Origin of the sequence: Kocuria sp. p3-SID1428 (genome assembly GCF_025149945.1) — a bacterium.
GTDB lineage: Bacteria > Actinomycetota > Actinomycetes > Actinomycetales > Micrococcaceae > Kocuria.
This window is the reverse complement of the sequence record NZ_JALXVH010000033.1, coordinates 15,873-29,594: the sequence shown is the minus strand read 5'-3', so window position 1 is coordinate 29,594 and position 13,722 is coordinate 15,873. Positions and strand designations below refer to the sequence as shown.

Genomic DNA, 13,722 nt, shown 5'->3' with positions numbered 1-13,722 from the left:
CCCCAGCCTGGGGCGGCAGCATGCCCCGGAAACCAGGACACACGGCTGACGAAGTGTCAGCACGTTCGGGGCGCAGGGGGTAAACTCCAGGAGAAACCCCAGGCTCCTGACCGTCGCCAGCACTCGGACGGGCAGGACCGCGATCGAGAACAGGAAGGGCTGTCTGTGAGTTCGCTTTCCCGAACCGTCAGCCGACGCCGCCGGACGCTCACGCTGAGCGCACTCGGAGGCGCAGCGCTGCTCGCCCTGACGGGCTGCTCCGCGGAGCTGAACCAGCAGGTCCGCAACGGATTCATGCCGGTGGGGGACTCTGCCCCCACGGACAACGCTCAGGCCATCCTGGACCTGTGGGTCGGCTCGTGGATCGCGGCCATGGCCGTCGGCCTGGTGACCTGGGGCCTGATGCTGTGGTGCATGATCGCCTACCGCCGTCGCAAGAACGAGGTCGGCTATCCCCGCCAGGTCGCCTACCACCTGCCGCTGGAGATCTTTTACACCTTCGTGCCGATCGCTCTGGTCGTCACGCTGTTCGTGTTCTCGGAGCGCGTACTGGCGGACATCACCCCGCGCCATGACAACCCGGACACCACCATCCAGGTCATCGGCAAGCAGTGGGCCTGGGACTTCAACTACACCGATGACGACGTCTACTACTCGGGCACGCAGGCGCATCTGAACACGGACGGCTCGGAGGGCGTCGAGGACACGCTGCCCACGCTGTATCTGCCGGCCGACAGCGATATCGAGCTGGAGATCACCTCCCGCGACGTCATCCACTCGTTCTGGGTCCCCGCCTTCCTCGAGAAGATGGATATGATCCCGAACCAGACCAACTACCTGTCGTTCACCACCGGCGATGAGGGCACCTTCCAGGGCAAGTGCGCCGAGCTGTGCGGCGAGTACCACTCGGAGATGCTCTTCAACGTCGAGATCGTCTCCCAGGAGGAGTACGACCAGCAGATGCAGACTCTGCGCGACCAGGGCAACACCGGTCAGCTCGGCACCGAGTACGACCGCAACCCGAACACCAATGACGAAGCGATCGAGAACCAGGACTCCATGCCCGGCTCGACGTACGACGAGAACTGAGGGACGGAGAGAATATGACCACTCTCGAGTACTCAGCCAATGACTCCGCCGCGGTCGCACCGCGGGTCGTGCCCCGCTCCAAGGGCCGGATCATCGTCAGCTGGCTGACCACCACGGACCACAAGACGCTCGGGTACATGTACCTGATCACGTCCTTCGCCTTCTTCTGCCTCGGCGGCGTCATGGCGCTGCTGATCCGTGCAGAGCTCTTCGCTCCCGGCATGCAGATCCTGGAGACCAAGGAGCAGTACAACCAGCTGTTCACCATGCACGGCACGGTGATGCTGCTGATGTTCGGAACCCCGCTGTTCATCGGCCTGGCCAACGTGCTGGTGCCGCTGCAGATCGGCGCGCCGGATGTCGCCTTCCCGCGACTGAACGCGCTGGCCTTCTGGTTCTTCCTCTTCGGCTCGACCGTCGTCGTGATCGGCTTCCTGACCCCGCAGGGCGCCGCGTCCTTCGGCTGGTTCGCCTACGCTCCGCTGAACTCGACCACGTTCTCGCCGGGAGTCGGCGGCGACCTCTGGGTCTTCGGCCTGGTCCTGCAGGGCTTCGGCACGATCATGGGCGGCGTCAACTTCATCACCACGATCCTGTGCATGCGCGCTCCGGGCATGACCATGTGGCGCATGCCGGTGTTCGTCTGGACCTCGCTGATCACCGCGCTGCTGATCATCATGATCTTCCCGCCGCTGGCGGCCGCGCTGTTCGCACTGGGCATGGACCGTCGACTGGGCGGGCACATCTTCGACGCCGAGAACGGCGGCGCGATCCTGTGGCAGCACCTGTTCTGGTTCTTCGGCCACCCCGAGGTCTACGTGCTGGCGCTGCCGTTCTTCGGCATCGTCTCGGAGATCGTCCCGGTGTTCTCCCGCAAGCCGCTGTTCGGCTATGTCGGCCTGGTCTTCGCGACCATCGCCATCGGCGCGCTGTCCGTGACCGTGTGGGCCCACCACATGTACGTCACCGGCTCGGTCATGCTCGGGTTCTTCTCGTTCATGACCATGATGATCGCGGTGCCCACGGGCGTGAAGTTCTTCAACTGGATCGGCACCATGTGGCAGGGCTCGATCACCTTCGAGACTCCCATGCTGTGGGTCCTGGGCTTCCTGTTCACGTTCCTCTTCGGCGGCCTGACCGGCGTCATCCTGGCCACCCCGCCGCTGGACTTCCAAGTCTCGGACTCCTACTTCGTGGTCGCCCATTTCCACTACGTGGTCTTCGGCACTGTCGTGTTCGGCATGTTCGCCGCGTTCTACTTCTGGTGGCCCAAGTTCACCGGCAAGATGCTCAACGAGCGTGTCGGCAAGGTCCACTTCTGGATGCTCTTCGTGGGCTTCCACATGACCTTCCTGATCCAGCACTGGCTCGGTGTGGTGGGCATGCCCCGCCGCTACGCCGATTACATGCCGGAGGACGGGTTCACGTTCATGAACCAGTTCTCGACCATCGGCGCCTTCCTGCTGGCAGCCTCGATGGTCCCGTTCTTCTGGAACGTGTACATCACGCACAAGCGCGGCAGGAAGGTCGAGGTCGACGATCCCTGGGGCTTCGGCGGCTCGCTCGAGTGGGCGACGTCCTGCCCGCCCCCGCGGCACAACTTCGTCTCGCTGCCGCGCATCCGCTCGGAGCGCCCGGCCCTGGACCTGCACCACCCGGAGCTGGCGGCCCTGTCGCCGGATCCTCACACCGGTGACACCGAGGCCAACCCGACCGAGCGGGATCGCCGCGAGCACGACACCATGGAGGCCACCCGATGAAGGCAACGATCCAGGTCATGTGGCTGCTGACGGCGTTCTGCATCGTCGTGGGCTTCATCTACGGGTTCGTGACCGACTTCCACGAGCTGGCCGGCTTCCCGGCCCTGCTGGCCGTCGGCGTGATGTCCGCCTTCCTCGCGGTCTACTTCCAGCTGACGCTGCGTAGCGCCAAGGCGATGCTCCCTGAGGATGACCTCGAGGGCGAGATCTCGGACAGCGCCGGCGACTACGGGCACTTCTCCCCGTGGTCCTGGACGCCGCTGCTGTTCGGCGCCGGTGCCATGATCTTCGTGCTCGGCCTGGCCATCGACTGGTGGATCGTGGGCCTCGCGTTCCCGATCGCCATGCTCGGCGTGTTCGGAATGGTCTTCGAGCACAGCCGCGGAGAGCACGCCCACTGATCTCCGGCTCCGTCGGTCGAGGGCCCCGCCGTTCCCTGAAAGGAGCGGCGGCGCCTTTCGCATGTCCGGGTGCAGGCTGCTGAGGCGGCCGAGCGCCCACCTGCCTGGGACGGACTTGATGCTGGGCCATCGTCCAGTGGGGCATCGCCGCATGTCACTGCGTGACGGCAGAATTGGAAGGTCTGCAGCCCGTTCCTAGGCTGTGCCGGGTCCGCGGCGATCGCTCGAATCCTCGACTCGCCGACGCCCCCTCGAAGGCCGGAGCCCATGGACAGCCGTTCGCCCTCCACCCCCGAGCCGGACAGCCCCGTGCGGGTGCTGCCGGCTCGCCACCCCTGGCGCAGCCTCGCCTCGATGCTCGGCGTCATCGTCATCCTGGTCATCGTCTGGGCCCTGATCACCAACCCCCGCTGGCAGTGGGGAGTCGTGGCGCAGTGGTTCACCGCCGAGTCGATCATGCGAGGCCTGGGGCTGACGCTGTCACTGACGGCCATCGCCGGCGTCGCCGGGTTCGTGCTCGGCTTCGCGCTGGCGCTGCTGCGGATGTCGAGCTCGCCGGTGCTCGCGGGACTGGCCTGGACCTACATCTGGATCTTCCGCTCCGTGCCGCTGCTCGTGCAGCTGCTGCTCTGGTACAACATCGGCTATCTCTATGAGACGCTCGTCTTGGGCATCCCCTTCACCGACGTGGTCCTCCTCGAGGCGAGCACCACGGAGCTCGTCGGGAAGTTCGCCGCCGCCGCCCTGGGGCTGAGCCTGCATCAGGCCGCCTACGCCGCCGAGATCATCCGCGGCGGCATCCTCTCGGTGGATGCGGGACAGCTCGAGGCGGCCAAGGCGCTCGGGCTTCCGGCATGGCGGCGATCCGTGGGGATCGTGTTGCCGCAGGCCCTGCGCGCGATCCTGCCCCCGGCCTTCAACGAGATCATCAGCCTGGTCAAGGGCACCTCGATCGTCTACGTCCTGGCGCTGGGGGATCTGTTCTACACGGCGCAGATCATCTACTCGCGCACCAATGAGGTCATCCCGATGCTCATGGTCGCCACCATCTGGTACATCGTGATCACCACTGCGCTGAACATCGTCCAGTACTACGTCGAGCGCCGGGTCGCGCGCGGTGCGGTGCGCACCTTGCCGCCCACCCCCTGGCAGCGGGTGCGCGCACGGCTGGCGAGTGAGCGGGCCGACGCCCGCGAGCGGAAGAGGACCCGGCTGCACACGGAAGGGAGCTCGCTGTGAGCGCGCAGGAGACGAACCGCTCGATCAGGGACCGGGTGCCCACGCGAGGACGGGTCGCGCTGGAGGGCGTGCGCAAGTCGTTCGCGGGCCGGGAGATCCTCCACGGAGTCTCCCTGAGCGTCGAGCCCGGGCAGGTCGTGGTCCTGATGGGCCCGTCGGGGTCCGGGAAGTCCACGCTGCTGCGCACGATCAATCACCTGGAGGCTCAGGACGCCGGCCGGGTCACGATCGACGGCGAGATGATCGGCTACCAGCCCGAGGGCCAGGCCCTGCGCGAGCTGCCCGAGCGCGAGGTCCTGCGCCGCCGCGCTCAGGTGGGAATGGTCTTTCAGCAGTTCAACCTGTTCCCGCATATGACGGTGGAGCAGAACATCATCGAGGCTCCTGTGCACGCTCAGGGGCGCCCCCGCGCGGAGGCGCGGCGCACCGCCCAGGCCCTGCTCGATCGCGTGGGGCTGGGGGACCGGGGCGGTGCCTATCCCCGCCAGCTCTCGGGCGGGCAGCAGCAGCGGGTGGCGATCGCCCGAGCCATGGCGCTGCACCCCAAGGTGCTGCTCTTCGACGAGCCGACCTCCGCCCTGGACCCCGAGCTCGTCGAGGAGGTCCTCGAGGTCATCCGGGGCCTGGCCGATGAGGGCGTGACCCTGATCGTGGTGACCCACGAGATGTCCTTCGCCAGGGATGTGGCCGATCACCTGGTGTTCATGGCCGACGGGGAGATCGTGGAGCAGGGCCCGCCGCAGAAGCTGTTCTCCGCCCCGCAGCATGCCCGGACCCGGGAGTTCCTGGGCCGGCACCTCGACCCGGAGTACGTGCTGTGAGCCCGGTCGGAGGGAGGTCGGGGCGGATGGCGCGCGGACTGATCGCCGGTGCCGCGGTGCTCGGCCTGGGCGTCCTGCCGGGGTGCACGGCCGATCCCGTGGATATCGGCACCGCAGCGGCCGGCGGCGGCGTGGAGGCCGCCCAGCGCTTCGACTTCTCGCCGGAGCAGGACGATCGGGTGCGCACAGACATCGATCCGAAGGCGGCAGCGCTCGTGCCGGAGTCGGTGGCCGCGGACGGCAAGCTCACGGTGGCGGCCACCCCGGCGGCGGTGCCGCTGGGCTTCGCGGCCACGGACCAGTCCACGGTCGTGGGCTCCGAGGTCGACCTCGCCCAGCTCATGGCGGACAAGCTCGGCCTGGAGCTCGAGGTCGAGGCCACCACCTGGGAGAACTGGCCGCTGCGCCTGGAGACCGGTCAGATCGAGACCGTGATGATCAACGTGGGCCTGACCGAGCCGCGGCTCGAGCTCTACGATTTCGCCACGTACCGCACCGCGTACATGGGCTTCGAGGCCAGGCAGGGCAGCGAGTTCCACGTCGAGGGCCCGGAGGACATCTCCGGGCTGAAGGTCTCCGTCTCGCCGGGCACCAACCAGGACGCCATCCTGCTCGAGTGGAACCGCGAGCTCGAGGAACGGGGTCTGGAGCCGGCCGAGCTGTCGTACTACCTCAACGACGCCGACGCCATCCTGTCGCTGGTCTCCGGCAGGACGGATCTGCACCTGGGGCCGTATCCCGGCGGCTCGTTCCGGGAGGACTCCGGATCCGAGACGGAGGTCGTGGGGCGGATCAGCGCGGGATGGCCGAACAACACGCTCGTGGCCGCGCCCACCGCGAAGGACAGCGGGCTGGCCCCGGCGCTGGAGGCCGCGCTGGACTCGGCGATGGGAGACGGCAGCTACGAGGCGGCGCTGGAGCGCTGGGGGCTGCAGGACGAGGGGCTCGACGACTCCCGGACCGTCACGGACGCGCAGCAGATGCGCGACGCACTGTCCGCGAGCTGAGCCGCCTCAGGCGCCCTCGTACTGGTTGTCGGCCGTCGGCAGTCCCCAGCGCTGCCGCAGCGATCCGGTCTGGCTGGCCACCGGCTTCAGCCCCGCCTGGGACAGGGCCGAGATCGCCCGGTCGGCGAGCTCGGCGGCATCGTGCGGCCGCGCGTCGAGGTGCACGCCGGCGAAGACGAGGCCCCGACCGTCGGACCCCGCCGCGGCGAGGCGCTCGACGAGTGCGTCGATCGCCGCGGCGGGATCCTCGCGGGGAAGTGCTGCCAGAAGGCGCGCATGCGGGGCCCCGCGGCGCAGCACGGCGAGCTCGTCGTCGCTGATCGCCGCCGGCACGATCACGGCATCCGCCTGGGCGGCCGCGACGGCCACGTCGGAGGCGGTGCCCGGGAGGGGACCGCGCAGGCCGTGCCCGTCCTCGAGTCGCACGACGATCACCGGATGGCCCTGCGGCGGACGCGGCACGATCGAGGGGCCCTTGACGGTGAAGGGCTGCCCGACGGAGTCCGTGCCCTCGAAGTCCGTGTAGTGCAGCCGCTCGCGATCGATGAAGCGGTCGGTGGAGGTGTCCGCGATGATCGCGTCGTCCTGCCACGAGTCCCACAGGCGGCGCAGCAGATCCGCGACCTCGCCGGTCTCGCGCCAGGCCTCTGCCGGCTCGGCGAGCGGTCGGCGCCCCACGACGGCGGCCTCGGAGGCGCGCAGGGACGGCGCCAGCTGCACGCCGGCGCGACCGCGGCTCGCGTAGTCCAGCGTCGCGGTCATGGTCCCCAGCAGGAAGGGCTCGGTGTGCGTGGTGGTCAGCGTGGGCACCAGGCCGATCCGCTGCGTGGCCGGTGCGAGCCAAGCGGCGAGCTCCAGGGCCGAGAGCCGGATCGCGGCGGAGTCGGTGCCGTCGCCGGCGTCGAGGACGTCGTCGAGCATCAGCTGCGTGACGCCCAGCGCCTCGAGGTCCTGGGCGGCGCGCAGATGCAGCCGGCCGGTGAGCAGGGCGGCGGGATCGTCGTGAGGGCCGTCGAGGTCGGGCAGCGTTCCCAGCCCGACGGAGAGGATCGTCTCGGTCATGGGTTCAGGCCTCCTGGCTCTGCTGGGCCGCTGCTGCGGCATCGGATGCGGCGGCCGCCTGCCCGTCCCGCAGCGCTGCCCACTGCTCGGCGGGGCGGTGCTCGGGCAGCCCGAGCCTCTGGCGCAGCGTCGCGGGCTCGTGGTGATCGGGGTAGACGCCCATCTCCTGCAGCTCGGGCACCACCCGGTCCACGACCTCCCGGAAGCCGCCCGGGACGTAGGCCGGCACCAGGATGAAGCCGTCGGCCGCGCCCTGATCGACCTCCCGGCTCATGGCCTCGGCGATCGAGCGGGGCGTGCCCACGAAGTGATGCCGCGAATCCACGACGGAGACGACCTTGCGCAGCGACCAGCCGTTGCGCCGCCCGAGCTCGCGCCAGGACTCGGCCGTGCCCACGGGGTCGGGGTAGTGGTTCACCCGGCCCTGGGAGAGCTGGGGGCCGTCGACCACCGGGTCGAAGTCCGGGACCGGATCGTCGGGATCGCGCTCGGAGAGATCCATGTTCCACAGCCGCGAGGCGGTGGCCAGCGCAGTGGCCCCGGAGTGCTGCGCCCAGGAGAGCTCCAGGCTCTTCTCCTGCGCGTCCTCCTCTGTGTCCCCGATCACGAAGGACACGCCGGGATAGATCTGGATCTCGTCGGGATCCCTGCCGATCGCGGTGAGCCGGGAGCGGATGTCGTCGCGGAAGGCCCGCCCGTTCTCCGGGCCGGAGTGGCGGGTGAAGATCAGATCGGCCGAGCCCGCCGCGAAGTCGCGCCCGGAAGGGGAGTCGCCGGCCTGCATCACCACGGGGTGGACCTGCGGGCTGCGCGGCACCCCGAAGCGGCCCTCCAGATCGAAGAACTCGCTGCGGTGGACGAAGCGCCCGGCGTCCGGGCCCGCCTGCGCCGGATCGAGCGGCCAGGACTCCCACATGGTGCGGGCCGCCTGGATGAAGTCGACGGCGCGCTCGTAGCGCTGCTCGTACGGGAGGTAGCCGCCGCGGCGGAAGTTCTCGCCGGTGAAGGCGTCCGGGCTGGTCACGACGTTCCAGGCCGTGCGCCCGCCCGAGAGGTGATCCATGGTGGCCAGCTGCCGGGCCAGCTCGTACGGCTCGTGGTAGGTGGCCGTCAGGGTGCCGGCCACGCCGATGTGGTCCGTGGCCCCCAGTACGGCCGAGAGCATCGTCAGCGTGTCGGGGCGGCCCACGACGTCCAGGTCGTGGATCTGTCCGCCCTGCTCGCGCAGGCGCAGACCCTCCGCCAGGAAGAGGAAGTCCATCAGGCCCTCCTCGGCGTCGCGGGCCATGCGCACGAAGGACTCGACGGCGATGTTGGACCCGGAGCGCACGGGATCCGACCACACGGTCTCGTTGTTCACGCCCGGGAAGTGCGCCGCGAGATGGACACGGCGGCGTGGGCGGTTCTCGTCAGTGCTCATATTCCTCATTGTCTCGCCAGCCGTCCCAGCGCCCGCCTCCGACCTCATATTTCGTCATACGGCCGGGCGCGCGGCGCCCCGGCTGGACTAGCGTCGAGGCTCCGACGACGCGGCGCCGAGCGCGGCAGGCCGGCACCGGCCTGCGCGGCCCGGACCGCGGGGACGACAGCCCCGGAGGACACACGATGACGCAGCACACGAGCTCGGCAGCCGGACGCCGCCCGGGCGGCGCGCGCAGGACCAGGGAGCTGGTGCTGATCGGAGGCGGCCCGCGCGCCACGCTCGTGCTGGAGCGCCTGGCCGCCAATGCCGCGCAGCTGTCCGGGATGGTGGACCGGCCCGTGCGGGTCCACGTGATCGAGCCCTTCGAGGCCGGCTCAGGTCGGATCTGGCGCCACGACCAGTCGCCGCTGCTCAAGCTCAACTCGATGGCCCGTGACGTGACGATGTTCACCGACGAGACCGTGGTCGCCGAGGGTGCGGCTTGGGACGGCCCCTCGCTCGAGGAGTGGGCGGCCGGTGTTGCCGACGGTTCGATCGAGGACGCCGAGATCGACGACGAGGACGACCTGCGCCGCATCCGGCAGCTGCGCGGCGCGGACTTCCCGACCCGGCGCGTCCACCAGCGCTACCTGCAGTGGGTGTGGCGCCGCGTGGTGGACCGCGCGCTCGCCTCGCCGGGCATCGACGACGTGATCGTGCACCCCACGTGGGCCGATGAGATCACGGAGTGCTCCCGCGGCGGCCACGACGTGCGCCTGAAGGATGGGACCGTCCTGCACGCCGATGCCGCCGTGCTGCTGCTCGGGCACACCGATGCCCTGGCCACCCGCGGGCAGCGCCGCCGCGGCGCCGCCGCCAGTGCGTCGGAGGGCAGCTACACGCGGCCCTCCTACACCGAGGACGTCGACTGGAGCGCGCTCGGGCCCGGTCAGCGCGCGGTCGTCACCGGCATGGGCCTGGGCTTCATCGACCTGATGGTGCTGCTCTACGAGGGCCGCGGCGGGCGCTTCCGCACGCGCGACGGCTCCGCGGATCCCGCCAGGATCGAATCCGGCGAGGAGCTGGTCTACGAGCCCTCGGGCAGCGAGCCCCTGCTGTGGGTCGGCTCGCGCCGCGGCGTGCCCTTCCACTCCAAGATCTCCACGCAGCTGCGCGCCCCCTTCGCCCCGGACGGGCTGCAGTTCGTCACCGCAGCCGCCATCGAGAGGCTGCTGGACGAGAACTCCCAGCTGGACTGGGACGAGCACCTGTGGCCCCTGATCACCCGCGAGGCCGGGCACCACTGGTACCGCGAGATCGTCCTGGGCCACCCCGAGCGCGTCCGCGACGGCATGCGCTGGGAGGACTTCGCCCGGCGGTACGCGGCGGCCGGGCCCAGCGAGCTGTCGCGGCTGCTGCACGAGACGTTCCGGGACTCGCGCGATCTGCTGGACCTGCACGCGATCGACCGGCCGCTGGAAGGGCTGACCTTCGAGGACGCCGAGCAGGTGCAGGAGGCGGTGCTGCGCAGCATCCGCCGGGACATGGACGAACGCAGCGATCCGCAGCGCAGCCAGACCCTGGCGCTGTTCCTGGCACTGCTGCACCTGCGGGTGGCCCTGATGGACCTGGTGCCGGAGGACCGGCTCACCGAAGCCGGGCTGCGCATGATGAACCGCTGGTGGCCGGGGTTCTTCAGCTTTGTGGACTCCGGTCCGCCGGCGCACCGTCTCCAGGAGCTGCTGGCCCTGCACGAGGCGGGGTTCGTGCGCTTCCTGGGTCCGGACGTGATCGTCGAGCACGACGAGGCCGGCGGAGGGTTCGCCGCCCGCTCCCGGGCGGGCGGTCCGTGGATCGAGGCCCCGCACTTCGTCGAGGCCCGCCTGCCCGGCCCGTCGATGGCGGGCACGGCCAATCCGGTCCTGCGCTCCGTGCTGGCCGGGGAGCTGGGGGAGGAGCAGTCCTTCCCATCGGACGACGGGTCGACCATGGTCACCACCGGCAAGCTGGAGGTGGATGCCCAGTACCGAGTGGTGGACCGCCACGGCCGGGCGCATCCGGACCTGTTCGCCGCCGGCGTGTTCACGACCGTGCCGACGCTGGGAGCCTTCGCCCGGCCGCGGCAGAACTCCGAGCCGTTCCGCAGCAGCGACGCTCTGGCCCGCAGCCTGTGGCGGGCCCTGGCGGGCAGCTGCGCGGACAGGGAGGACGCGGCGCAGCAGCGCACCATCGAGGCGACGACGTACACGTTCTGAAGCGCCGCGACGCCGGGAGGCTCGCACCGTCCGGGCACCGACAGCGGACGGGCTGCGCGCGGGAGCACCCCGCCGCCGCAGGATAGGGTGAGGCCCGTGAAAACGTTCGAGCAGCTCTTCGCAGAGATCACAGAGAAGGCCGAAACCCGCCCCGAGGGCTCGGGGACCGTCGCCGAGCTGGACCGCGGAGTCCACGGCATCGGGAAGAAGGTGGTCGAGGAGGCCGCCGAGGTCTGGATGGCCTGCGAGCACGAGACCCACGACGAGGCCGCCGAGGAGATCTCCCAGCTGCTGTATCACCTGCAGGTGATGATGGTGGCCAAGGGCATCTCCCTCGAGGACGTCTACAACCACCTCTGAGCCCACCCGGCTCGGAAGGCCCCGGCTCGCCCTCACCCTGAACGTAATCCGCCGCACGAATCCTCAGGAGCGATCACCGACCATGCTGCGCGTCGCCGTGCCCAACAAGGGCGCCCTGTCAGAGTCCGCCGCCGCCATGCTGAGCGAGGCGGGCTACCGCCAGCGCCGCGACAGCCGAGAGCTCGTGCTGGTCGACCCGGAGAACCACGTCGAGTTCTTCTACCTGCGTCCGCGCGATATCGCCGTCTACGTCGGGGGAGGAGTGCTGGATGTCGGGATCACCGGCCGCGACCTGCTGCTGGACTCCGAGGCTGACGCCGTCGAGGACCTGGGCCTGGACTTCGCCCGCTCGACGTTCCGCTTCGCCGGCCCGGCCGGGCAGTTCTCCTCGCTGCAGGACCTCGAGGGCCGCCGCGTGGCCACCAGCTACGACAGCCTGCTGCGCCGCCACCTGGCGCAGCAGGGAGTCCAGGCCGAGGTCGTGCGCCTGGACGGAGCCGTCGAGTCCTCGATCCGCCTGGGCGTCGCAGATGCCATCGCCGACGTCGTGGAGACCGGCAACACGCTGCGGGCGGCCGGACTGGAGATCTTCGGCGAGCCGATCATGCGCTCCGAGGCCCTGCTCATCCGCAACGCCGCCAAGGCGGAGGCCGAGGGCCTGGAGGTCCTGCGCCGACGCATCCAGGGCGTGCTCGTGGCCAGGCAGTACGTGATGATCGACTACGACATCACTGAGGACCTGCTCGAGGCCGCCACGGCCGTGACCCCCGGCATGGAAGGCCCCACCATCTCGCCGCTGGGTCACCGCGGGGCCATGGCGGTGAGGGCCATGGTCCGCCGGGCAGATACCAACAAGGTCATGGACGAGCTCTACGCCGTGGGCGCCCGGGCCATCCTGGTCTCGCCGATCCACGCGGCCCGGCTCTGAGGCCGCGAGTCGCTGTGCAGCTTCAGCGACCGTCAGAGGACCTGATCCACCTCGATCACCAGCCCGCATGTGCGGGCAATGCAAGGAGAAGCCGTGAGTGTGGCCATCCGCGTCATCCCGTGTCTGGACGTCGACGCCGGGCGTGTCGTGAAGGGCGTCAACTTCGAGAACCTGCGCGATGCAGGCGATCCGGTCGAGCTGGCGGCCCGGTACAACGAGGCCGGCGCCGATGAGCTGACCTTCCTGGACGTCACCGCCTCGTCCTCGGATCGGGCCACCACGTTCGACGTCGTCGCTCGCACCGCGGATCGGGTGTTCATCCCGCTGACCGTGGGCGGCGGCGTGCGCACCGCCGAAGATGTTGATCGTCTGCTGCGCTGCGGGGCGGACAAGGCCTCGATCAACACGGCGGCGATCAAGCGCCCGGACGTGATCGACGAGATCACCCGCCGCTTCGGCAATCAGGTGCTCGTGCTGTCCTGCGATGCCAAGCGCACGGGCACAACGGCTTCGGGCTTCGAGGTCACCACGCACGGCGGCCGGGAGCTCACCGGGATCGACGCGGTCGAATGGGCTGCCGAGGCCGAGCGCCGCGGAGTCGGGGAGATCCTGCTCAACTCGATGGATGCCGACGGCACACGGGAGGGCTTCGACCTGGAGATGATCCGGGAGGTCCGCTCGGCGGTGAGCGTTCCCCTGATCGCCTCGGGAGGTGCAGGCGGTCCGGCAGACTTCCCGCCCGCCGTGGCCGCCGGCGCCGATGCCGTGCTGGCAGCCTCGATCTTCCACTTCGGGCCGGTCGACGCCATCGCCGAGGTCAAGGCGGCGCTGCGCGCCGAGGGCCACGAGGTCCGCTGAGCGGATCGCTGCGAGCGCTGAGCCGAGCTGCGCGGCCGAGGCGTCCGAGCGCGGGCCTATAGTGTCCGGTGATGTACGAACAGCCCAGCCCCTCAGCCCGCCCGTCCTCGCCCGAGCTGGACCCCGCGGTCGCCGCGCGCTTGAAGCGCGATGCCGACGGCCTCGTGGCCGCGATCATCCAGCAGCACGACACCCGAGAGGTGCTCATGCTCGGCTGGATGGACGAGGAGGCTGTGCACCGCACCCTCACCACCGGTCGCGTGACGTTCTGGTCCCGCTCCCGGCAGGAGCTGTGGCGCAAGGGCGACACCTCCGGGAACATCCAGCTCGTGCGCCGCATCAGCCTGGACTGCGACGGCGATGCCCTGCTGGTCGAGGTCGATCAGGTGGGCCCGGCCTGCCACACAGGAACGCGCACATGCTTCGATGACCGGCAGCTGCAGGCGGTCCAGGGCGAGCGCTGAGGCGCCGGCGCGGTCGCTGCAGCCTGCCTGGAGCGCCCCGCCATGACGGACCGGCACCCAGATCACGGCCGGGATC

Annotated in this window: 13 protein-coding genes; 11 read left to right on the top strand and 2 right to left on the bottom strand. The window is 70.0% G+C overall.

Features of this window, described 5'->3' with window-relative positions; all coding sequences use genetic code 11:
* The first annotated feature begins 165 nt into the window (after positions 1-165).
* The 6 genes from coxB to M3E84_RS08445 all read left to right on the top strand — a co-directional run bounded on the left by coxB (position 166) and on the right by M3E84_RS08445 (position 6,317).
* Positions 166-1,089, top strand: coding sequence for a cytochrome c oxidase subunit II (coxB, locus tag M3E84_RS08470; RefSeq protein WP_053447350.1), 924 nt, complete (start codon positions 166-168; stop codon positions 1,087-1,089).
* Between the two features lie 14 nt (positions 1,090-1,103).
* Positions 1,104-2,849 carry a cytochrome c oxidase subunit I gene (gene ctaD, locus M3E84_RS08465; protein WP_259895758.1) on the top strand — a complete coding sequence of 582 codons (1,746 nt, stop codon included), beginning with the start codon at positions 1,104-1,106 and terminating at the stop codon, positions 2,847-2,849.
* Entirely contained in the window at positions 2,846-3,250 is a 405-nt protein-coding gene (locus M3E84_RS08460) for a cytochrome c oxidase subunit 4 (RefSeq protein WP_006213229.1), read from the top strand. The genes ctaD and M3E84_RS08460 overlap by 4 nt, the downstream gene beginning before the upstream one ends.
* Positions 3,251-3,517: 267 nt before the next feature.
* Positions 3,518-4,489, top strand: coding sequence for an amino acid ABC transporter permease (locus M3E84_RS08455; RefSeq protein WP_259895757.1), 972 nt, complete (start codon positions 3,518-3,520; stop codon positions 4,487-4,489).
* Positions 4,486-5,310, top strand: a complete 825-nt coding sequence (locus M3E84_RS08450; RefSeq protein ID WP_311200454.1) for an amino acid ABC transporter ATP-binding protein — start codon at positions 4,486-4,488, stop codon at positions 5,308-5,310. Before M3E84_RS08455 ends, M3E84_RS08450 begins: the two co-directional genes overlap by 4 nt.
* Positions 5,311-5,336: 26 nt before the next feature.
* Positions 5,337-6,317, top strand: coding sequence for a transporter substrate-binding domain-containing protein (locus tag M3E84_RS08445; RefSeq protein ID WP_259895756.1), 981 nt, complete (start codon positions 5,337-5,339; stop codon positions 6,315-6,317).
* A gap of 6 nt (positions 6,318-6,323) precedes the next feature.
* Here M3E84_RS08445 and M3E84_RS08440 read toward each other — a convergent pair whose 3' ends face one another.
* Positions 6,324-7,379 carry an LLM class flavin-dependent oxidoreductase gene (locus M3E84_RS08440; RefSeq protein ID WP_259895755.1) on the bottom strand — a complete coding sequence of 352 codons (1,056 nt, stop codon included), beginning with the start codon at positions 7,377-7,379 and terminating at the stop codon, positions 6,324-6,326.
* 4 nt (positions 7,380-7,383) lie between these two features.
* A complete protein-coding gene (locus tag M3E84_RS08435; protein WP_259895754.1) occupies positions 7,384-8,799 on the bottom strand; it encodes an NtaA/DmoA family FMN-dependent monooxygenase in 1,416 nt (471 codons plus the stop codon).
* Between the two features lie 185 nt (positions 8,800-8,984).
* Between M3E84_RS08435 and M3E84_RS08430 the strand changes: the two genes are divergently transcribed.
* The 5 genes from M3E84_RS08430 to hisI all read left to right on the top strand — a co-directional run bounded on the left by M3E84_RS08430 (position 8,985) and on the right by hisI (position 13,646).
* The gene (locus tag M3E84_RS08430; protein ID WP_259895753.1) at positions 8,985-11,036 is read left to right on the top strand and encodes an FAD/NAD(P)-binding domain-containing protein; all 2,052 of its coding nucleotides are present in this window, start codon (positions 8,985-8,987) and stop codon (positions 11,034-11,036) included.
* A gap of 96 nt (positions 11,037-11,132) precedes the next feature.
* The gene (locus M3E84_RS08425; RefSeq protein WP_006213222.1) at positions 11,133-11,396 is read left to right on the top strand and encodes a phosphoribosyl-ATP diphosphatase; all 264 of its coding nucleotides are present in this window, start codon (positions 11,133-11,135) and stop codon (positions 11,394-11,396) included.
* 82 nt (positions 11,397-11,478) lie between these two features.
* Entirely contained in the window at positions 11,479-12,324 is an 846-nt protein-coding gene (hisG, locus tag M3E84_RS08420; RefSeq protein WP_259895752.1) for an ATP phosphoribosyltransferase, read from the top strand.
* Between the two features lie 93 nt (positions 12,325-12,417).
* Positions 12,418-13,182 (top strand): imidazole glycerol phosphate synthase subunit HisF, encoded by a 765-nt coding sequence (hisF, locus tag M3E84_RS08415; RefSeq protein WP_259895751.1) that lies wholly within the window; start codon positions 12,418-12,420, stop codon positions 13,180-13,182.
* Between the two features lie 71 nt (positions 13,183-13,253).
* Positions 13,254-13,646 carry a phosphoribosyl-AMP cyclohydrolase gene (hisI, locus tag M3E84_RS08410; protein ID WP_259895750.1) on the top strand — a complete coding sequence of 131 codons (393 nt, stop codon included), beginning with the start codon at positions 13,254-13,256 and terminating at the stop codon, positions 13,644-13,646.
* Positions 13,647-13,722 lie beyond the last annotated feature (76 nt).

Coding starts and splice junctions, on each gene's coding strand:
- M3E84_RS08435 (WP_259895754.1), bottom strand. CDS start 8,799: ATGAGCACTGACGAGAACCGCCCACGCCGCCGTGTCCATCTCGCGGCG.
- hisG (WP_259895752.1), top strand. CDS start 11,479: ATGCTGCGCGTCGCCGTGCCCAACAAGGGCGCCCTGTCAGAGTCCGCC.
- ctaD (WP_259895758.1), top strand. CDS start 1,104: ATGACCACTCTCGAGTACTCAGCCAATGACTCCGCCGCGGTCGCACCG.
- M3E84_RS08440 (WP_259895755.1), bottom strand. CDS start 7,379: ATGACCGAGACGATCCTCTCCGTCGGGCTGGGAACGCTGCCCGACCTC.
- M3E84_RS08455 (WP_259895757.1), top strand. CDS start 3,518: ATGGACAGCCGTTCGCCCTCCACCCCCGAGCCGGACAGCCCCGTGCGG.
- hisI (WP_259895750.1), top strand. CDS start 13,254: ATGTACGAACAGCCCAGCCCCTCAGCCCGCCCGTCCTCGCCCGAGCTG.
- M3E84_RS08430 (WP_259895753.1), top strand. CDS start 8,985: ATGACGCAGCACACGAGCTCGGCAGCCGGACGCCGCCCGGGCGGCGCG.
- M3E84_RS08460 (WP_006213229.1), top strand. CDS start 2,846: ATGAAGGCAACGATCCAGGTCATGTGGCTGCTGACGGCGTTCTGCATC.
- M3E84_RS08445 (WP_259895756.1), top strand. CDS start 5,337: ATGGCGCGCGGACTGATCGCCGGTGCCGCGGTGCTCGGCCTGGGCGTC.